The 20,211-nt window shown below is 43.5% G+C and carries 15 protein-coding genes; 14 read left to right on the forward strand and 1 reads right to left on the reverse strand.

Annotated elements, in window-relative coordinates; all coding sequences use genetic code 11:
• Positions 1-227: 227 nt before the first annotated feature.
• The 9 genes from F551_RS0115540 (at position 228) to F551_RS0115580 (ending at position 13,960) form a co-directional block, all read left to right on the forward strand.
• On the forward strand, positions 228-3,524 hold the full coding sequence (locus F551_RS0115540; RefSeq protein ID WP_018998447.1) for a DUF1592 domain-containing protein: 3,297 nt from the start codon (positions 228-230) through the stop codon (positions 3,522-3,524).
• Positions 3,517-4,869 carry a DUF1552 domain-containing protein gene (locus F551_RS0115545; RefSeq protein WP_018998448.1) on the forward strand — a complete coding sequence of 451 codons (1,353 nt, stop codon included), beginning with the start codon at positions 3,517-3,519 and terminating at the stop codon, positions 4,867-4,869. Before F551_RS0115540 ends, F551_RS0115545 begins: the two co-directional genes overlap by 8 nt.
• Before the next feature lie 87 nt (positions 4,870-4,956).
• Positions 4,957-6,252, forward strand: coding sequence for an MFS transporter (locus F551_RS0115550; protein WP_018998449.1), 1,296 nt, complete (start codon positions 4,957-4,959; stop codon positions 6,250-6,252).
• The gene (locus tag F551_RS0115555) at positions 6,237-7,016 is read left to right on the forward strand and encodes an NAD-dependent epimerase/dehydratase family protein (protein ID WP_018998450.1); all 780 of its coding nucleotides are present in this window, start codon (positions 6,237-6,239) and stop codon (positions 7,014-7,016) included. The genes F551_RS0115550 and F551_RS0115555 overlap by 16 nt, the downstream gene beginning before the upstream one ends.
• A 297-nt stretch (positions 7,017-7,313) precedes the next feature.
• Positions 7,314-7,916, forward strand: a complete 603-nt coding sequence (locus tag F551_RS0115560; RefSeq protein WP_018998451.1) for an RNA polymerase sigma factor — start codon at positions 7,314-7,316, stop codon at positions 7,914-7,916.
• Positions 7,909-8,829: a FecR family protein gene (locus F551_RS0115565; RefSeq protein WP_018998452.1), complete on the forward strand. Its 921-nt coding sequence runs from the start codon at positions 7,909-7,911 to the stop codon at positions 8,827-8,829. The genes F551_RS0115560 and F551_RS0115565 overlap by 8 nt, the downstream gene beginning before the upstream one ends.
• A complete protein-coding gene (locus tag F551_RS0115570) occupies positions 8,789-8,971 on the forward strand; it encodes a hypothetical protein (RefSeq protein WP_018998453.1) in 183 nt (60 codons plus the stop codon). The genes F551_RS0115565 and F551_RS0115570 overlap by 41 nt, the downstream gene beginning before the upstream one ends.
• A 216-nt stretch (positions 8,972-9,187) precedes the next feature.
• The gene (locus F551_RS0115575) at positions 9,188-12,346 is read left to right on the forward strand and encodes a TonB-dependent receptor (RefSeq protein ID WP_233355274.1); all 3,159 of its coding nucleotides are present in this window, start codon (positions 9,188-9,190) and stop codon (positions 12,344-12,346) included.
• A gap of 93 nt (positions 12,347-12,439) precedes the next feature.
• A complete protein-coding gene (locus F551_RS0115580) occupies positions 12,440-13,960 on the forward strand; it encodes a tryptophan halogenase family protein (protein WP_018998455.1) in 1,521 nt (506 codons plus the stop codon).
• 44 nt (positions 13,961-14,004) lie between these two features.
• Here the strand turns inward: F551_RS0115580 and F551_RS0115585 are convergent, their stop codons facing one another.
• Positions 14,005-14,706, reverse strand: coding sequence for a pirin family protein (locus F551_RS0115585; RefSeq protein ID WP_018998456.1), 702 nt, complete (start codon positions 14,704-14,706; stop codon positions 14,005-14,007).
• A 108-nt stretch (positions 14,707-14,814) separates the two neighbouring features.
• Between F551_RS0115585 and F551_RS0115590 the strand changes: the two genes are divergently transcribed.
• The 5 genes from F551_RS0115590 to F551_RS0115610 all read left to right on the forward strand — a co-directional run bounded on the left by F551_RS0115590 (position 14,815) and on the right by F551_RS0115610 (position 20,194).
• Positions 14,815-15,723 (forward strand): LysR family transcriptional regulator, encoded by a 909-nt coding sequence (locus tag F551_RS0115590; protein WP_018998457.1) that lies wholly within the window; start codon positions 14,815-14,817, stop codon positions 15,721-15,723.
• A 195-nt stretch (positions 15,724-15,918) separates the two neighbouring features.
• Positions 15,919-16,566, forward strand: coding sequence for a PepSY-associated TM helix domain-containing protein (locus F551_RS0115595; protein ID WP_026296874.1), 648 nt, complete (start codon positions 15,919-15,921; stop codon positions 16,564-16,566).
• A 4-nt stretch (positions 16,567-16,570) separates the two neighbouring features.
• Positions 16,571-17,092, forward strand: coding sequence for a DUF2271 domain-containing protein (locus F551_RS0115600; RefSeq protein ID WP_081621211.1), 522 nt, complete (start codon positions 16,571-16,573; stop codon positions 17,090-17,092).
• A gap of 14 nt (positions 17,093-17,106) precedes the next feature.
• Entirely contained in the window at positions 17,107-17,922 is an 816-nt protein-coding gene (locus F551_RS0115605; protein WP_018998460.1) for a DUF4198 domain-containing protein, read from the forward strand.
• Positions 17,923-18,169: 247 nt separating this feature from the next.
• Positions 18,170-20,194 carry a TonB-dependent receptor domain-containing protein gene (locus tag F551_RS0115610; protein WP_018998461.1) on the forward strand — a complete coding sequence of 675 codons (2,025 nt, stop codon included), beginning with the start codon at positions 18,170-18,172 and terminating at the stop codon, positions 20,192-20,194.
• Positions 20,195-20,211 lie beyond the last annotated feature (17 nt).

The raw sequence follows: 20,211 nt of genomic DNA on the forward strand, positions 1-20,211 counted from the left end.
TCACACTGAAATTTGTGACTGCTGGAATTTTTTTCTTCCTGAAAAGATATTCTGTTCCGATAGAGGAAAAGCCTCTCTGATCTGTCTTACAATATGAGACCTGAGTAAAAGTGTAAGCAGCTAATTTTCAAAAAACAGAAATGCGATTTTTTTTTGCTTGCATCTTTCGGGGATTGTGAAATTCTTGTAATATTGTAAACAATTAACATTATTGTCCGAGGGAATGTATGCGTCGTCCACTTTTGTATGTATGGATTTTTACGTTGGTGCTGGTGCTGGGCGTGCAAATTTTCGCGCTGTTAAACCCCCTGGACGGCGTGTCTGGTTCTGGCTTTGGAAGATTCTTAGGTCGTTTCCATCCACTCATACTTCATTTTCCAGTTGCTTTTTTGGTGCTTGCGGGATTGCTTGAGGTTTCAAAGTTTCATCCGCGCACAGTTCAATTCTCGAAATTCACAGGTCCTGTACTTGTGCTTGCAGCATTATCTGCATGTGCAACTGTGGTGCTGGGTTTGTTGTTGGCTGCAAATGAAGGGCATGCAGGTGCGCTTGTCGAGCGACATCGTAGCAGAGGAATTGGCGTCGCTGTTTTGGCTTGTATTGCGGCAGCGGTGTATTATTCGGCGAGCCTTTTAAAAGATGAAAGATTTCAAAAAAAGCTAACTTTGGGATATCAAGTCAGCTTAGGGGCCGCATTGGCTTTGATGGGCTTGGCGGCGCACGATGGTGGTTCTCTCGTGCATGGACCAAGCTATTTAGCCGATTATGCACCAAAGTTTCTAAAACCTATCTTGATCACGCATACTGCTGAAAAGAGTTCAAAATCTTCAGAGGTTGTTTCTGAGCATTCTACTGTGTCTCCTGAACTTATCAGCCGGTTTCAGACTGATGTGGGCGGTTTCTTTGGAAGTTATTGCTCGCGTTGTCATGGTGACGGGAAGCAGGAAGCAAATGTAAATCTAGCTATTTTTGATCCGACATTTCAGGAACATGATAGTGCGCACCATTGGAACCGCGTTTTAGGTGTTTTGGGTTCACATCGTATGCCGCCAGCGAAGGCAAAACAGCCTGAAGATCACACTCGTGCAAAGGCAATTACTTGGATTCAGGATGCTCTGCAGGAACATGCTGTGGCGCGCAGAGCTGATCAAGCAAATGCTCCTTTACGCCGATTAAGCAAACGCGAACTCAATCATGTTTATCAAGATTTGTTCAATGTAGATTCCAACTTTGCAGCGGCTCTTCCTGAAGACCCAAAATCCTTGCATGGCTATGATACTGATGCAGACCTATTAATGGTCGCAATGTCAGATCTGAGATTCTATCATCAGATCGCGCGTGAAGCTGTTGATGCATATGTGAAGATAGGTGAGCGCACGATAGACGTAGAGTTCTTTTTCGCTGAAATGGAAGACATATATCATTACGGGCGCCAAGATGGTGATGATCTTTCATACGAGCGTGCACCAATCCCTATTTCTGCGGAAGATTTAGCGAGAATTAAAGAAGAACGCTCAAATAAGCCACCGGAATATCGGTACAGAAAGTATGGTCCGTTACCTTATGGGGTGATCCCGGTTGGAGATGTACGCGGGCTTGGTGAAGGACGGGGGTTCGCGCGTCTTCACGAACAGATGATGTTGCTAAGAACAGATCAAACCCATGGTGAGGTGACGATTAAAGTAACAGCAGCACGCATGCAAGGAAGCAATCCAGACGATGCAAGCTTACCTCGATTAAAACTGGAAGCCGGTTGGCGCAATGTGCAGAGCTTGAGAACATCTGTCATTGGAGAGAAAGACGTTAGCGCGCCAATGGAAGCGCCGGAAACTATTGAATTCAAGTTCCGGCTAGAAGATGTGATAGTGCCCGAAAAAGGGCGCCGCGCACCTGAGACGGATCATCGTTGGTTATTGCTTGTTTTGTCAAATTTTGCTCGCCATGAAAATGGTGCGCTTGCTGGGTCGGTCTATGGACAAGTCGATCCCAATCATCCTGCTTTTGCAAGTTATGCTGACAATAATCCTTATAAAGAGCAGGCTCTTGCGGCAATAGAATATCAAAAAGTTGGATATCAAAAATGGGAAGAGGGAGGGGTTCCTTATCTGCGTCTTGATGCAATAGAGGCGAGCATTACGCCAATCACCGCAGATGAGAATGCAAGATGGATTATTTCTCCTTCAGTTGATGGTTCTCGTGAGGCTGAAACTGCGGTTGTTCAGGAAACTTTTGAGCGCTTTCTTCCGGAAGTTTTCCGGCGTACAGTACATGCTTCTGAAGTTAAGGAATACACAAACCTGTTTACCAAACTTCGGGATGGCGGTGATGATTTTGAGACAGCTTTAAAAGAGACATTAGCTGCTGCACTCATATCGCCTGAGTTCTTGTACATAGGTTTTCCATCCTATGCGATGGATGGTGATGCAGAGCAGTTAGAGAAAATTCGTCGGAATTACTATCTAGCGTCTCGTTTATCGTTCTTTCTTTGGTCATCCATGCCAGATGAACGTCTTAGAACGCTGGCGCATGAATTAGAATTGCTTGATCCAGCTGTGATGGCGCGTGAAGTTGAACGCATGCTCGCCGATCCGAAATCCAAACGTATGAGCCGGGCTTTCGCAGATCAATGGCTTCAATTGGCCAAAGTAAAAAATACAGGTGTATCTCCCGAAATATATCCAGACTATAGCGTTGAATTTGCAGAATTGATTGCTGAAGAATCCCGCGCGACGTTTGAAGATGTGGTTCTTAACAATCGAGATGCTCGCACTTTGTTTAAATCTGAACACATGATGTTGAACGAAGAGTTGGCACGCCACTACGGAATAGAAGGCGTAATTGGCGGTGATCTAAGGCGTGTCGAAGTTGGTGATCCTGGAACGCGTGCGGGTATCGTGACCCAAGCAAGTATTCTCACCATGAATTCAGATGGAATGGATTCTCATCCGATTAAGCGCGGCGTATGGATGTTGGAACGTGTGCTGGGTGATCCTCCTCCGCCACCTCCTCCAGCAGTGCCCGACCTAGACACGAATAACCCACTTCTTGCGGATATGACGCTCAAAGAAAAAATTGAGCATCACAGACAGCTAAGTGCCTGTTCTGGGTGTCATGAGCAGATTGACCCATGGGGCGTGGCTATGGAGAATTTTGACGCCACTGGACGTTGGCGCGATATGGTTAAAGTCAACGAAAACGCTGATCCGCGGCCTGTGGATGCAAGTAGCGTTCTTCCAGATGGAACGGAAATACCAAACTTTGAAGCTATGAAAGCTTATCTCTTTTCCAACAGGGAAGAAGATCTGATGCACAACATTGTGCACCATTTGATGATGTACGCATTGGGACGCGAATTAGATATTTTGGATGAAGCAGAAGCGGAAGGCATATACGCGAGCTTCAGGGCATCAGGATACAAAATGCCCACGCTCATTCAAGCGATCGTTCTGAGTGACGGCTTTACAAACAGAGATCAAGAAACAGCCAAAGCTGAGCTGACTAGAGGAGGAAGCGCCCATGAGTAGGAGATTAATTGCAGATCGCCGAAACTTTTTGCGAGCAGGGGGGGCGTCATTGCTCCTTCCATCATTGGCGTCAATGCCGCTCACTGCTTTTGCAAATGATGCAGAAAAGATAGCCTCTCCACCTAAACGGCTATGCTTTTTATTTTTTGGTATGGGAGTGGCGCTTCCACCTGAGGGTCATGCGGCTCATAATGATTGGCATTGGTTCCCGCATGAGCTTGGTGAAAATTATAAATTCAATAAATCCCTTTCTTCATTAGAACCGTATCGTAAAAAACTGAGCGTACTTTCAGGACTTTCTCATCCTCGAACACGTCAAATGTATTCGCACTCCACGGGTGGATATTTCTTGAGTGCGGCAGATCCAGAATCTACCGTCGGTTATTCAATTTCAGTAGATCAGGTTTATGCAAACCATTTTGGAAGTGAAACGCGGTATCCATTTATAACAATGTCCACCGAGGGCGGCGTTGGAGATATAAGAGAACCTCACACTTTATCCTATTCGGGATCAGGTCAGCCAATTCCAGCAGTGGGTGGGCCGCGAGCTTTGTTTGACGAATTATTCAGTGTTCAGATGGCAGGGCGCGGCGCGATTGAAAGACAATATGGTCGTGAACGCTCGATCATGGATGCACTTGTGCCTGATTTGAAAAAGTTAAATGCATCCTTGCCTGCAGAAGACAGAAATCGTCTGGGGCAATATACAACTGCCGTGCGTTCACTTGAGAATCGTATTGCTCGTGCACAGGCTTGGTTGGATGTACCAAAACCTTCTGTTCCTGAGAGTCAATTTGAGTTGGATATCGACCCAATCAATGATGGACCAGAGAAATTCATCGATTCAATGTATCAGCTCATCCATACATCATTTGTTACGGATAGTACGCGCGTCGCATCTTATGCGATTGTAGAAGAGTCACCTGGAGCACTTGCTTGCCGTTTCCCGACAACAATGGGGTTACCACATCATCATTCCATATCACATGATTTCAACACTGAAGGCGGATATGAGCGTTGGGGAAAATACGATAAGTTTTTGGCAGACCGTTTCGCGGGTTTCTTGAAGCAATTGGATGAAACAGATGATCCATTTGCGGAAGGGTCTTTGCTAGATAACACGATCGTTCTCTATGGTTCAGGAACAAGCACCGAGCACAATCCGCGCAATTTCCCACTCATTGTTGCTGGGGGAGATAATTTGGGATTGAAGCATGGAGCACATCACGGGTTTGAGGAAGATATTCCGATGTCGAACCTGCTGCTTACATTGCTTCAACAGCTTGGTACACCAACCGAAAAGTTTGCTGATAGTACAGGGACCATCCCTGAAATACTGATCTAATTAAAATCTAGATCATCGAAAAAAGAATTTGGGGCTCGAAATTTATTTCGAGTTCTTCCGGGGAGGAAGGACATATTTGTTTCGGATATGTCTATAAAAGTTGGAACTTACAACGTGTTAAAGACAAACAAAGAGCGCTATTTGCTGTTAGCGCTGCTATTTTTTACGGTCGTTATTAATTATATGGACCGTATCAATATTTCTGTTGCAGCTTCGGCTGTACGTGGAGATTTAGGGCTTTCCAAAGAAGCAATGGGACTCATATTTTCTGCTTGGGCTTGGACATATACGGCCTTCCAAATTCCAGGTGGTTTGGTGGCAGATCGCTTTCATGCGCGGATTTTGTATCCGATAATTTTAGTCGGCTGGTCCATCGCAACGGTCGTTCAAGGACTTATAAACTCCTTGGGCGCGCTTATTGGGTGTCGAATTTTTGTTGGGGCTTTTGAAGCGCCGTCATATCCCATCAATAATAAAGTAGTGACGGAATGGTTTCCGCCAGAGCAGAGAGCATCTGCCATCAGTGTTTATGTTTCTGGGCAATATGTAGGTTTGGCTTTCCTAGCTCCAATTTTGACGATTTTGTTGGTCGAAATAGGTTGGCGCAATTTCATGATTGCGACAGGAGTATTGGGGGTTGTTTGGGCTGCGATATGGTATCTTTCTTATCCCAAAGGAGAGGGAAGCGAGAAGAACAAAACAGAAAATGGGGACATGAATCCAGTTGGTTCTCCTGAAGCAGACAAAACTCAGAGCAAACCAGATTTTGGTTTGGCGCTTGGGCACACAAAATTATGGGGTGTGTATATAGGTCAGTTTGCAATTGGGTCAGTCTTTATATTCTTCTTAACATGGTTCCCAACTTATTTGACCGAATACAGGGGGATAGAAATTGTTAAATCAGGGTTTATGGCTGCCGTACCGTATTTAGGCGCGTTTTGCGGGGTTCTTCTCGCTGGATTTTCTTCAGATTGGATGACGCGTAAAGGCATTTCTGCTGAGATTTCCCGTAAAGCGCCTGTGATGATTGGATTATTGTTCTCTACAGCGATTGTGGGAGCCAATTATACGAACGACAATAATATCGCAATTGCTTTCCTAACCGTGTCATTCTTCGGTGTTGGTTTGGCCTCGATCACTTGGGTGTTTGTATCTTTGATAGCGCCTGACGATCAGGTGGGGCTAGTGGGTGGTTTCTTCAATTTCTTTGGAGGTTCTTCCGCGATTGTTACACCTCTTTTGATCGGAATGTTGATCTCTGATGATAACTTTGCGCCCGCGTTTATATACATTGGTGCAGTGGCAATTATGGGCTTTCTTTCATACCTATTTCTTGTTGGAAAAGTGGAAAAAATCGAAAATAAATCATGTCTCGACAACTAAAGGTTCTTGTCACTGGCCTCAACGGTGTTGTGGGGCAAGCACTATATCCAGCATTGAAGGATCGTTATGAGATTAGTGCTTTATCCCGCAGTGGTGTAAATGGGGTGCCTCCAGAGCGTGTATTTAAAGCTGATATAGGAGATATCGATACACTATATCCAGCGATGAAAGGCATCGATGTTGTTTTGAACCTTGCTGCTGGTGGCGGGCAAAGTAGCGCTGAAGGAATGGATGCCGGTTGGGATGTTATGCTTCGGGATAACATTGTCGGTGCATATAATGTTCTGGAAGCTGCGAAACAGTCAGGTGTGAAACGTGTTATCCTGGCAAGTTCAGGCGCCGTAGCCAATGGATATGAGCTCGAAGAACCATACAAAAGTCTTGTATCTACTGAAGATGTGCCGCTTCCGACTTCTTGGGATATGGTGAATGAGTTTTCAGAACCCAAGCCGGTGTCATTGTATGGTGTAACTAAGCTATTTGGTGAAGACCTTGGCCGATATTACGCTGCGACGACTGATATGTCAGTGATAAATTTGCGGATCAGTTATTGTCTTAAAGAAGATGTTGCTGGAGCGGGGCGAGGGCAGGCCAACTGGTCTAGCCATCGCGATCTGCAGCAATTGACGACACTGTGTATAGATGCTCCGTCAGAGATTAAATTCGATATATTTTGGGCAACCTCTGATAACAAAAAACTGTTCCGAGATAATGCGCATGCAAAAAAGGTTTTGGGCTATAAACCGCAAGATGGGGTCAAATGACCATGATCGTATTTGGAAATTTGAAAATGGTCATTTCAAATTAGTGCTTGTTTCGTCGATTACATCCGCAATTTAGACTCGATTATTGAGAATTAAATCTAGTGTTAGGAAGGGTTCGAGAGTGATGAAATGACGCTGTATAACAATGTCCATTTATATATAGACTTCCATCTTAGCAAAAGACGTAAAAGAAAATCGAATAATAAAAATATTTTTGCTAAAATCCTGCAATGACTTGTAATTAAAGTACATTTACTGTTCAGTTTAAGTGGTTGTTCCAATTTTAAACGTGTTTCTATGTCTAAAATATTTGAAGCATTCGTAGAAAACGAGAAAGCAATACGACGTGTTATTGCTAAGTATTGTTTTCGTGTAGAAGACATAGATGAGTTGGCACAAGAGACGTTTTTGAAATGCTATGTGGCGGAGTTAAAATCCGACATAAAAGAACCAAAGCATTTTCTCTTAAGAGCCGCGAAAAATACGGCTCTGAGTGAAATAAAGAAAAAACGAAATACAATTACTGATTTTTTTGAAGATTCTGCCGACAAAGACGTCTTTATAGATGAAGGAGAGGTATCTCCCGAAATAAGGTATGATGGACGTCGGAAATTGGCGATTTTAGCTATGGCGATTGGAAGTCTCCCCAAAGACGATCAACAAATGCTTTTAATGAAGAAAATGGAAAACCTAAAATTCAAACAGATAGCTGTAAGAATGGATGTATCTGTGAGTACAGTTCAAAAGCGTGTTGCCGCAGCTCTTTTGCACTGTAATGCTTTTTTTCGGTCACGTGGTTATGACCCCATTGAGTTCGGAGGAAAAAGTACTGAGCCGAAATCAGGCCAAATTTCTAATTTAATGTTGCATTCAAAAAAACGGGACAAAGACAATGACTGACCCGCGCAATGTAATTGATTTTCCAGATATCCAAAACGCTGAGGCAGAAGCGGCTGAATGGATTATGAAATTTGAAGAAGGTGAGAAGTCCGCTACCGATATTGTGGAATTTCAAGCTTGGTTGGCCAAAGGAGAGCATTACCGCGAAGCTTATCAGAGGCTTGCAGCTTTATGGGGAGCGTTGGATCAACTCGAAGAATTTGAAGATATATCTCACTCCGCTGAACGAACCTCGAAAAACACAGGATCAAATAGTCCATTTTTGATGTCTCGACGGGCGGGAGTGTTGGGAATGGCTGCTTCGGTCGCATTTGCCGTTGTGGCGGGAACATACTGGTTTTCTAAAGAGCAGACCGACCCAAATTACTACGTCTCTTATGCAACGCAAATTGGAGAGAGGCAAACAATTGAACTCCCAGATGGTTCGAATATTGAACTGAACACAGATACCAAAGTTGATGTTGAATTCACCAAACAAGATAGATTGGTACATCTTGTCAAAGGTGAGGCCTTCTTTGAGGTTGAATCTAATCCTGAAAAGCCTTTCACCGTTTTGGCCAATGGTGGAGCAGTAAAGGCTGTGGGAACAGCTTTTACCGTGAGATTGAAGGAAGAAAAAATAAACGTCACAGTCACTGAAGGGCGGGTGGCCCTATTTGGTGCGGAAGATAATTTATCAGGTATTCATCCAAATTCTTACAAACCAAAAATGGATGAAAATTCCATTCTTCAAGTTACGGCTGGCCAACAGGTTGTTTTTAGGAAGAACATAGAAAAACTAGAACATATTCAGCCTGCCGTGCTAAAGCGCAAATTGTCTTGGAGGGAAGGTGTTCTAGCTTTTTCAGGCGACCCTTTGAAAGAAATGGTGGATGAAGTTTCCCGCTATACAGATAGATATCGAAGGAGATGAACTCCAGTCTTTCCCAGTAGCCGGTTATTTTGAGGCTGGTGAGGTCGAGTCGATGTTAGAGGCTCTAACATTGATGGCGGATATTGATGTTCAGTATATCCACTCAAAACACATTGTATTGAAAGCAAAGGAACCACGTTAATTAGGGGGGGATTCAATATAAAAATTCAGCAAAAATAGCTGATTGAATAAAAAAGGGAGGAATTTTTATGTCTTTTGAAAGTTGGGAAGTCTTCAATTGTAAGACCGGTGTGAAAATCACATCCGCGTGCTGACCAAAAAGATAACAGGTGAGGAAACAGTAAGGTTATTGCGTGGTTTATCGTGTAGTTGCTTCGCAGCTGTAACGATGAGTTGCTTGTCTATCACTGAAGCTCAAGTCTTAGATGATCGATATGAATTTCATATCGAAACGGGGACGCTCGGCTCAGCGTTAGAGGAAATTGTCGATACGACAAACGTCCAATTGCTTTACCCTCATGATTTGTCAAATGCTGAAGGGTTTAACCCTGTCATTGGGCAGTACACAATTGAAGAAGCTTTGGAGGTTCTTCTAGGCGGAACCAACTTTTCCGGCGGTCTGACAACGAGGGGAGTGATCGTGATCGCTCTCAATAGTAGCGGACAACCGCAGGAAGAGGAGGCGAATATGCCAATCGGGGAAAAAAGCAAGCGCAACGCGTTGTATGCTGGAGCAGCAGCGGCTGCTTTGGTTTTGGGTAACCAACAGGCTTTAGCACAAGATGAGGCTGAGGTCGTTCAGCAGGATGAAAGCCGGACAATGGACACCATCGTGGTGACGGGTATCCGCAAATCATTGACAGATGCTGCAGCTATTAAACGCAATTCAGATGGTGTTGTAGATGCCATTTCTGCTGAAGATATCGGTAAATTTCCAGATACTAATCTGGCTGAATCACTCCAGCGTATCACAGGTGTGTCTATAGATCGTTCAAACGGAGAAGGAAATCAGATCACTGTTCGCGGTCTAGGGCCGAGTTTCAATTTAGTGACGCTAAATGGGCGCCAAATGCCTAAAGCATCGACACAAGCTGATGTGAACATTAACCGAGGTTTCAATTTTCGAGATGTTTCATCAGAGATGGTGTCCGGTGTTCATGTGATGAAAACAGGGCGCGCTGACATTGTTTCTGGTGGAATGGGTGCGACCGTTGATGTTGTTACGGCCAAACCGCTTGAGCTTGGTGAGCGTAAAATTTCACTTAGTGCGAAAGGCGTCATGGATACAACGAATGAAGTGGGTGACGATGTAACGCCTGAATTGTTTGGGCTGTATAATGATGTCTTTTTAAACGGCAAACTTGGCGTTTTGTTATCTGCATCTCACGCGGAACGAAATAGCCGTGTTGAAATTGTAAAAACTGATGGCTGGGTTACCGATAATGGCACGGCGTATACTGGGATAGATGCATCTAATATAGATCGTACGCGCAATCCAGATGGGATATTCTTTGTTCCTAGAAATTGGGTGCTGAATGTTGGGGATCACAAACGCGAGCGTCAAAATTATCAAGCAGTTGTTCAATTTGAACCGGTAGATAATTTTCGTGCAACTGTGGATTATGCTGGAACACGGTTTGAAGATTCCTACGATGAATTGGAAGCAAGTTTCTGGTTTGACTCTGACGCGGGCACGACTGGCGTTGCTGATGTGAATGGAACAGTGACTAGCCCTCAACACAATGATCACCGCTTGAATTTTGCGGGAATTAACAAGGTTACTGAAGTTCAAAATGACTCTTACGGAGTGAATTTTGAATGGGAGCCAACGGACAATTTGTCTTTGGCTTTTGATTATCACAACTCAACGTCTGAATCTCAACCAGATGGTACGATCGGTGAAGTCTTGACTGTGTTGAGCGGAAACACATTTGACGTTGACATTGGTATAGATCTTACAGGTGCTGAAGTACCCACAACGATTGCTGATGACAGTGATGTTCCAAATGGAAATGCTTATTCTAAGGAATCTATCCAGGCTGATGTGTCCGTTGGGCGTGGCCGTCAGATTAAAAACGAAGTTGAACAATTTCAATTTGATGCTGAATGGAAAAACTCATCAGATAGTGCAATCCGTTCTGTAAAGACTGGTCTGGCCTATACTGAGTTTGGTTTTGACCAAATTGATCGCTTTTTCTTTGCGGTTGTAGATTCTGTCGATATTTCCAGTTTGCCCGTGGATTTTGTGCCGAGAGGAAGCATTGCGTCTGACTTTTCAGGTACAGAAACTCTCTTTCCGTTCCGTGCAATTTACGACCCAGCACAACTGAACCAATTAGTAGATGATGCTGGATTACTTTTCGATGTGGAGGGGACATTACAGCCTACAGTGAGCGGGGTAACTGAAAAGACTCTGTCAGGTTATGTTTCAGTTGATATTGAAGAAGAGTTCAATGGGTTTCCAGTTGATATTAATGCGGGTGTGCGTTTTGAAAAAACTGAGGTCACAGGTGGGTCCTCGCTACCGTTTGATCGCTTTGCATTCTTGAGCAATGAAGCTCTTGAACCAGTTGCGGCAGCATCGGCGTCAAGCAGTAATTTGACCGGTGAGTATACCGAGTTTTTGCCAAACCTAGATGTTAAAGTCGATTTGATGGATGATCTCATTCTGCGTGCATCATATAGCAGGACAATTTCTAGAAGTGATTTGGGGCTATTGGCAGCCGGTGTTCGTCTAGTGGATGCACGTCCAGGAGGACCATTCACTGCTGAAACGGGTGACCCAGGGCTGCTTCCATTCTCGTCCAATAATGTCGACTTGTCTGTTGAATGGTATTATGGCGACCGCGGATTGCTTGGGGCAGGAGAAGGAAGTTATTTCTCAACCGGTTTCTTCAAAAAATACGTGGATAACTTTATAGGCGTGACAGCTGTTGAAAGACCTGTGCTTGGCGCTGGCGGTCAACCGTTTACAGACCCATCAGTAGACGGTGGGCGGCCAGGATGTCCGGATAGCACAGGTCAAAATGATGCTTGTCTGTCTCAACCAACTGACCCGCAAATCATTTTTGACGTGCTAACGCCCCAAAATCTTGAATCTGCAGAGATCAATGGTTTTGAAATCGCACTTCAGCACATTATCGGTGAGTCTGGTTTTGGGTTCATTGCGAATGCTACATTTGTGGATAGTGACGCAAAATATGATATTTTCTCGTTTAATCAGTCCGTTGCTCTTGAAGGGCTTAGTGATTCAGCAAATTTGGTTGCCTTCTATGACAAATACGGTTTCCAAGCGAGAGTGGCATACAATTGGAGAGACGAATTCCTTCTCCAACAAAACCAATTTCACAGCGCTGCAGAACCTGTTTTTGTGAAGGCGTATGGGCAAGTTGATGTCAGCGCGAGTTACGACATCAATGAAAACTTCTCGGTTTTCCTTGAAGGGCTAAACCTAACGGATGAAAACATATTCCAGCACGGGCGTTTTGAGAATCAATTCTTAAAAGCTGAAAGATCTGGTCCACGCTATAATTTCGGTGTGCGAGCAACATTTTGATCCCTAATTTCTCCCAGAATGTTGTTTAACTGAAATACTGGGGCAAGGCTGGAATATTGCTTTGCCCCTTTTTTTCGAAAGTAAAATTGAGGCATGGAAAAGCCAATTGAAAAGATTGTGATTGTTGGTGGTGGTACAGCTGGTTGGTTGTGCGCTGCGATACTCGCCTCAAAACATTTGCTCGATCCTGGAAGCAATAAAAAAATAGTGTTGGTAGAATCTCCAGATATCCAATCGGTAGGAGTTGGGGAGGGGACGTGGCCTACTATGCGACGTACTCTCAATCAAATAGGAATTTCAGAACAAGAATTTCTCTCCAAATGTAATGCGAGCTTTAAACAGGGCACACGCTTTTTAGGGTGGAGAGATGGCAGTCAAGGAGATGATTTTTTTCATCCTTTTTCACTTCCCGTAGGTTTTCCCAAAATTAATCCAGGGACAGCTTGGCTTGAGAATTCAATGGGAACTGACTTTGCAAAAGTTTTTAGTGTTCAACCTCATTTGTGCGAATTGAATTTGGCGCCAAAGCATTTCAAAACACCTGAATATAACGGCATGCAGAATTATGGATATCATCTTGATGCCGGAAAATTTGCCGACCTTCTTCGCCGACACAGTGTTCAAAAATTAAACGTGCAACACATTCAAGCGAATGTGGAGCAAGTTCATAGAAATGAGAGCGGGAATATCTTTGCTCTTACAACGGATTCTGCGGCCGATATCACAGGTGATTTTTTTGTGGATTGCACCGGATTTCATGCCAAATTGATTAGTCAAACAATGGGAGCTGAGTTTAATTCAACTGGTAGGACCCTTTTTGCGGATCGCGCTTTGGTGGTGTCAAAAGAATACGAACGTCCAGATAGCCCAGTCGCTTCACAGACAAATTCCGTTGCACTATCTGCAGGTTGGGTTTGGGACATTGGTTTGAAAGATAGGAGAGGTCTTGGGTATGTTTATTCAAGTTCTCATATTAGTGAAGAAGTCGCTTTAAATGAATTTGTTTCTCACCTTTGTGCCAGTGAAGGTGATTTTGATGAGGGTACGGTTCGTTCTCTTAAGTTTGAATCCGGCTATAGACCAACTCCGTGGATAAATAATTGTATCGCAATAGGTTTGTCCGCGGGATTTGTTGAACCATTGGAAGCTTCTTCTATAATGATGACGGAGTTAGCTTCAAATTTCTTAGCTGATAGATGGCCAGTTTCAGATTCTATAATTCCCATATTGTCCAAGCAATTCAATGATATCTTTAGCAGTCGGTGGCTGAGAATCGTTGATTTTTTAAAGCTTCACTATTGTCTCAGTAAGCGTCAAACTGACTTCTGGATGGACAATACTTCCTCTTCTTCAATTCCAGATAGTCTCGCGGAAAAGTTAGAGCTATGGAAATTTCATACACCATGGCGAGATGACTTTACATACGCACAAGAAATGTTTCCAACAGCGAGCTATCAATACATTTTGTACGGAATGAAAAATCTCAATCCAATAACGGAAAGTAGTTGTGTTGTTTCCCAAAATACTCATGCGGCTGTCCTCTCTAAAGTAAATCAGTTGAAAGGCGTTCTTCCGTCAAACAGAGATCTGATAGGATCATGTTCAATCCTGTAAATATTCCAATTTCCTTGGTTTGAGAATTGAACATTCGATCCTTCTTAAAGTGGTAGATCAAAAAGTATGATTTCAGATTCAGTTTGGGATTCTATTTTTATCTTTGTTTCTTCAGAAATAGCGAACCCATCTCCTGCGCGGCCTTCTTCATTGTTTACATTGACGATGCCCTGAGCAATTTGAACCCAGTATTTTCTGGAGGAATCTGCCTCAAACTCAGTTGCACCATCTTCACTGAACTTACCTACAAACATGCGGGCATCTTGTTTAATTTCTAAACTGCCATTCTGACCATTTGGAGAAATTACATTGTGAAATTGGTTTTTGATGTCCAAGCAATCGAATGATTTTTGCTGATAGCTTGGCTCGGTGTTATTTGTATCTGGCATTATCCAGATTTGTAAAAAGTGAACTTCTTGGTCTTTTAGGCCGTTAAACTCACTATGAGCCACGCCTGTTCCAGCGCTCATCAACTGGATGTCACCTGGTTTAATTGTAGAACCATTTCCCATACTATCTTTGTGAGCAAGCTCACCTTTGAGCACGTAGGAAATAATCTCCATATTGCTGTGTGGGTGCGTGCCAAAGCCTGCGCCTGGTATAACTCGGTCTTCATTGATCACGCGCAAAGGACCAAATCCCATGTGATCTGGATCTTGGTAAGCACCAAAAGAAAAAGTGTGCATGCTTTTTAGCCATCCAGCGTCGGTAGGGCCTCTATCATCTCTATATCTTTTAACCTGCATTTTTAGACCTTTCTAATTGAAATAAATGTCCTGAAAAAACATCTACATAATTTCAAAACATATGATAATAATGGTTTTGGGAATTATACTGTTCGAAAATTTGGAATAATGGATAGATTGGCAAACATGCAGGCTTTTGAAGCCGTTGGACAAACTGGCAGCTTCGCTGAAGCTGCTCGAAGGTTGAATATTACAAACTCTGTCGTGTCTAAGCGGATCAAAGATCTCGAGGAATTTTTGAATGCTCAATTGTTCATTCGTACGACCCGTAAAGTGACTTTGACGGACACCGGATATAGTTATCTTGAATATGTAAGAAAATTTTTGGATGAACTTGAAGAGGTAGAAACGCGTATCAGAGATAATACTGAGACGCCGATTGGAACTATCAGACTGGCAGCCCCATTGAGTTTTGGAATGCAATTTCTAGGGCCGGCAATATCGTCTTATCTAGCGCAATATCCCGAGGTGAAAATCAAAACATATTTGTCAGATAGGCAAGTTAATCTAGTTGATGAAGGGTATGATTTGGCAATCCGAACAGGGCAACTTACCGATTCAAGTTTGATAGCCAAAAAGATGGTGAGTTGTCGGCGCGTTGTTTGTGCGAGCCCTCGATACTTCAATGAATTTGGTAAACCAGAAAACCCAAATGATCTGAAAAGCCACAATTGTATGAGTTATTTGAACCTCGCAGAAGGAAAAGCATGGCCATTCTGGGAGGGTGGACGAAAAAAATGGCAGACTGTTTCAGGTAGTTTTGCTTCAGACAATGGCGATCTTCTCCATGAAGCTGCAGTGGCTGGATGCGGTGTTACCTTTCTTCCAACATTTATCATGGGAGAATCGTTGAAAGCTGGGAAGTTGGAAACTGCATTGGAGGATTTTGAAGAAGACCAATTCAATGTCTATGCAGTTTATCAACACACACGTCATTTGTCCTCGAAAGTTAGAACGCTGATTGATCACCTAACGGCCCATTTAAGAAGCGCCATGGATGATAATTCAACGGTTTGATCTCTCTCTTGTTGGAAAGCTTAATACCATCTCCGGTCGAATCCTTTACTCTCAAATTTTCCCGCATGTTTTTCACAATAGTTAGCAATATGTAATTGCAATTGAGAATTGGTTGCAAATATTTCTGTGTATGTTAATCAGGCTGGAAATTATCTCAGAATTGTAAAAAAGCTAAGTCAGAACGAAGCCTTGAATATTTCGATACCTTCAAAAAAGACAACCTCCTCGAAGAAGGTCGCGAATTTCTGGAAGAAACAAGCGCGTATCTGGCATTGGATTTCAGGAGCTGTGTGTTTAATCGGAATGCTATTATTTGCTGTGACAGGCATAACCTTGAATCATGCAGCAGATATCAAAACTAAACCTCAGATAAACTCCGCAGAAATTACTCTTTCACGAGACGCTTTGCGACACCTAACTACTCTACCATTGGAGGGGGAAATAGATGCTCTCCCTCGCGAAATTGTTCATTTGTTGCGGCGAGAGCTAGGTATAAACACTGCTGGCCGCGAGGCCGAATTAACGGATATCGATGTTTACGTTGGGCTTCGACGGCCTGGCGGAGATGCGTGGTTGGCTATCGATCGCGAGACAGGTTTAGTTGAATACGAAACAACATCTCGTGGGACTATTTCGTACCTTAATGATTTGCATAAAGGGCGAGACACGGGATTGGCATGGGCCATTTTTCTGGATGTTTTTTCTGTCGCAACAATTTTCTTTTGCCTCACCGGATTGTGGCTGTTGCAAATTCACTCCGCTAAACGCGCCATTACGTGGCCACTAACAATAGGTGGACTGGCGCTGCCAGTTCTTCTTCTTTTCTTTTTTGTACATGGGTAGTTCTATGAAGTTAAAGACAGTAATTCCCACCATGATGTTAGCCATGTGTTGTTTTGCAGCTCAAGCCGAGACCTTGAGTGTAGATATTGAGCTTCCACGGATAGATGTCGCTGAATATCACCGACCTTACGTGGCGATTTGGATTGCAAATCAAGATCGGACGGTCGCGGCGAATTTAAATGTTTGGTATCAGCAGGAAGATGGCCCGGAAGGTGAGGGCGAAACATGGCTTAAAGATATGCGTCAATGGTGGCGGCGTTCTGGGCGGAGCTTAGAATTGCCTATTGATGGTGTATCAGGGGCAACAAAAGTTCCGGGCACGCACACTTTAGTTTTTTCAGAAACCTCTGATCAACTCTCCAGCCTAGTAGCTGGTGAGTATGTTTTGTGTGTAGAGGCTGCCCGGGAAGTTGGTGGCCGTGAAATTCTTAGGCTGCCTTTTAAATGGAAGTCCGGACAGGCGCAAACTACGTCAGTAACCGGAGAAACCGAATTAGGCGAAATTACTCTCAAAATTGAATCATAAAAGGATCTTGAATCATGAAGTTCGGATTAAGACCATTATTGTTGGCTGCTGTATTGGGTGCCGTTGCGGTTCCCTCTGCTCAAGCTCACCGCATGTGGATTTTGCCTTCAACTTTCACTTTGTCGGGTGATGAGCAAACCATCACAGTAGATGGTGCAATTTCAAATGATTTGTTTTTTCCAAATCATGTTGCCATGAATTTAGAGAATATCACTATTAGTGCACCAGACGGTACGACATCAAAACCTCAAAATGGTTGGGAAGGTGAGATTAGGTCGACATTTGACCTGAAGCTGGATGAGCAGGGAACATATAAGATTGCAGAAGAGGGTGGCTTCTATTTTGCGCGTTGGGAAGAAGAAGGTGAAGAAAAGCGTACTCGAGGGAATTGGGAACGCTTGGAAAAACTAGGACTGCTAGAAAAACCTGATGTTAAACTCATGTATGCAGGGCGTCGCGCTGAAACCTTTGTGACCCTCGGTGCTCCCACGCAGCATGTATTTAAGCCCACTGGCGAAGGGGTTGAGATGGTGCCGGTAACTCACCCCAATGATTTGTATCAAGGTGAAGAAGCCTCTTTTAAATTCCTAATCGATGGTGCTCCAGTAATTGATCAAGCAATCACGATTGTGAAGGGTAATGACCGATATCGAGATATTGTTGGTGAATTTAAAGTAAAAACTGATGCAGAAGGCATTGTGAGTTTTACACCTGAAGAGCCTGGGCGCTATTGGTTGCAAACGCGTGCACAGAAACCCGGTGAAGCACAAGGTCGTAAAATGATGCTCATGAGCACATATTCTGCAACGTTTGAAGTATTAACTCCATAATTGATTGAAGTTCAGCATTGCGGATTTATCGAAAAAATTGGTTTGAGTGGAGTTTTAACATGGCTCCACTCATGCTCTAACTTCTATTCTAATAACTTATAAATAATTGTATTATAAGTCTTTTATTAGTGCTCACAAAATCACATTGAGCACCATTTTATTTAACATATGCAATTGACATTCATTCGCAACAGTGCTTCCTCGCTCCTTATTGAAAGTGAGAATTATTCTTATTAAGGGGTTTGTGATGAAAAAGAATGTTTCAATGAGATCCATGAGTTTTTTGGGGCTTTGTGTCATACTCACTGGGCAGGCGTTTGCTCAAAATGCTGACGTTACGAATGACGAGACTGTGCAAGATACAATTACAGTCTGGGGAACAGAGGTTATTTCTAACTCTTTATTCCTAGGTGAACAGGAATTAGAACTGAAACAGGCCGATCACTTATCTGACCTACTTAGAACTCTTCCCGGAATAGATATAGGTGGCACGCATTCACTTAATTCTCGTATCAATATTCGCGGTCTCGATGATAGAAACTTGAGTGTGTATATCGATGGCGCACTTCAGACGAATTATCTATATCACCATGTTGGAAATTTGCTCATTAACCCAGATATTCTGAAATCAGCTGATGTTCAATTGGGTGCAAATACAGTTACGCATGGTGGCATAGGTGGTGCCACGCGCTTTGAAACAAAGGATGCCTCGGAGCTTCTAGAAGCATCAGTTCGAAATTTTGGGGCAAGGTTGATGGCGGGCTATAACAGCAATGCTCAACACTCTTTCTCTGGAGTAGGGTATGGTCAGTTGGGAGATAAAGTAGATGCTATGATCTACTTTAACCATGTAGATCGTGATAATTTCGAAGATGGTGATGGCCGTGCCACTATTGGTTCCGATGGAACAACCAATAACTACCTTGGAAAAATAGGCTTTGATATTACATCAAACCAACGTGTTGAGCTAAGTTATGATCGCCTAGAAGATAAAGGCGATTATACCCAGCGTCCGGATATGGGTGTACTCACAAATGAAGCGATTACGGGCGACATTTTGCTTCCAACAGAATATACGCGCGAAACCTTGAATTTGTCATATGGACTAGACCTTGGTGATGCTCTTCAGCTCGATGCGACTTACTATATGAATGATCTTTCTTTCTGGAGAGATGAAACCAATCCGAATATTCGTTCTCGTACCCCACCTGCTTTGAAGGAAGCCAATTCAGATAATCAGGGTCTAAACCTATTGGCTCGTTCTGGTTTTGATTTTGGAACTGTCTCCAATCAATTCACATATGGTGTGGAGTATTTTGAACAGAAGCTATTTTATGATGGCGATTTAGAAGTAGCTGATGCAGCATTTGAAACAGAAAATGAGGCGACTACGTTCGCATTTTTCGTTGAGGATGAAATTGGGTTTTCTGATAAATTCTTCTTGCGCCCGGGCGTACGTTTCACAGATTATGAAGTGTCATACTTAGATCAGGGTGAGACATCTTCCTTTGATGATGTCACATTTGGTCTCGCGGGTGAGGCGGTCATTGTCGACGGTCTAAGCGTAGTTGCTAGTTACACCGAGTTGTTTAAAGGGCCGGAACTTCCAGAAGCGTTTGGGGGGAGTGGTGAAGCAAAGGTGGTCAATCCAGATCTTAAGCCTCAAACAGGTGATAATGTTGAGTTTGGTGTTAGATATGCCGGAGACCTTGCTGGCGCAGATTTAACTTTTGGGATGAATGTCTTCACAACCACTTTGGAAGATTTCATTGCCGATCAGGGAACAATTGATGCCAACATAGGTGATGTTGGGATTGACGGTTACGAGGTTAGTGCGGGATTTGGTATCGAAAACCTCAACCTTTTGGCCACTGTTTCAGAAGCCGATTATGATTTCAAAAACCTTGATACTGGTGTGAGTACAGAAAGTGTTCGTGAAGTTGGCCAAACCATCGGATTGGAAGTTGGTTATGAAATTCCACAGCACAATGTAACACTTAACTGGAACGGCCAAGTGATCGCCGATGTCAATACTGCCTCTGGCGAAATGAAAGAAGGATATTCAATCCACAATATTTCGGCTCGTTGGGATGATGCGATAGGTGTGTCAGGATTATCCGTGACAGCAGGGATAGATAATCTGTTTGACGAAACATACACGTCTCAGGCTTCGCGGACAGGGGCGACTTTTCACCCGTTGTTTGGTGCTCTAATTTTGAATGATGTTGAGCCTGGCCGAAATGCTAAAGTTACGCTCGCAAAGACGTTTTAAGCTACGCTAAATGATCT

The sequence above is a fragment of the Hirschia maritima DSM 19733 genome, from assembly GCF_000378345.1.
Classification (GTDB): Bacteria; Pseudomonadota; Alphaproteobacteria; order Caulobacterales; family Hyphomonadaceae; genus Hirschia; species Hirschia maritima.

What these genes read in the sequence shown, in the direction of transcription:
- F551_RS0115540 (WP_018998447.1), top strand. Translation starts at nt 228, where the DNA reads ATGCGTCGTCCACTTTTGTATGTATGGATTTTTACGTTGGTGCTGGTG.
- F551_RS0115545 (WP_018998448.1), top strand. Translation starts at nt 3,517, where the DNA reads ATGAGTAGGAGATTAATTGCAGATCGCCGAAACTTTTTGCGAGCAGGG.
- F551_RS0115550 (WP_018998449.1), top strand. Translation starts at nt 4,957, where the DNA reads ATGTCTATAAAAGTTGGAACTTACAACGTGTTAAAGACAAACAAAGAG.
- F551_RS0115555 (WP_018998450.1), top strand. Translation starts at nt 6,237, where the DNA reads ATGTCTCGACAACTAAAGGTTCTTGTCACTGGCCTCAACGGTGTTGTG.
- F551_RS0115560 (WP_018998451.1), top strand. Translation starts at nt 7,314, where the DNA reads ATGTCTAAAATATTTGAAGCATTCGTAGAAAACGAGAAAGCAATACGA.
- F551_RS0115565 (WP_018998452.1), top strand. Translation starts at nt 7,909, where the DNA reads ATGACTGACCCGCGCAATGTAATTGATTTTCCAGATATCCAAAACGCT.
- F551_RS0115570 (WP_018998453.1), top strand. Translation starts at nt 8,789, where the DNA reads ATGAAGTTTCCCGCTATACAGATAGATATCGAAGGAGATGAACTCCAG.
- F551_RS0115580 (WP_018998455.1), top strand. Translation starts at nt 12,440, where the DNA reads ATGGAAAAGCCAATTGAAAAGATTGTGATTGTTGGTGGTGGTACAGCT.
- F551_RS0115585 (WP_018998456.1), bottom strand. Translation starts at nt 14,706, where the DNA reads ATGCAGGTTAAAAGATATAGAGATGATAGAGGCCCTACCGACGCTGGA.
- F551_RS0115590 (WP_018998457.1), top strand. Translation starts at nt 14,815, where the DNA reads ATGGATAGATTGGCAAACATGCAGGCTTTTGAAGCCGTTGGACAAACT.
- F551_RS0115600 (WP_081621211.1), top strand. Translation starts at nt 16,571, where the DNA reads ATGAAGTTAAAGACAGTAATTCCCACCATGATGTTAGCCATGTGTTGT.
- F551_RS0115605 (WP_018998460.1), top strand. Translation starts at nt 17,107, where the DNA reads ATGAAGTTCGGATTAAGACCATTATTGTTGGCTGCTGTATTGGGTGCC.
- F551_RS0115610 (WP_018998461.1), top strand. Translation starts at nt 18,170, where the DNA reads ATGAAAAAGAATGTTTCAATGAGATCCATGAGTTTTTTGGGGCTTTGT.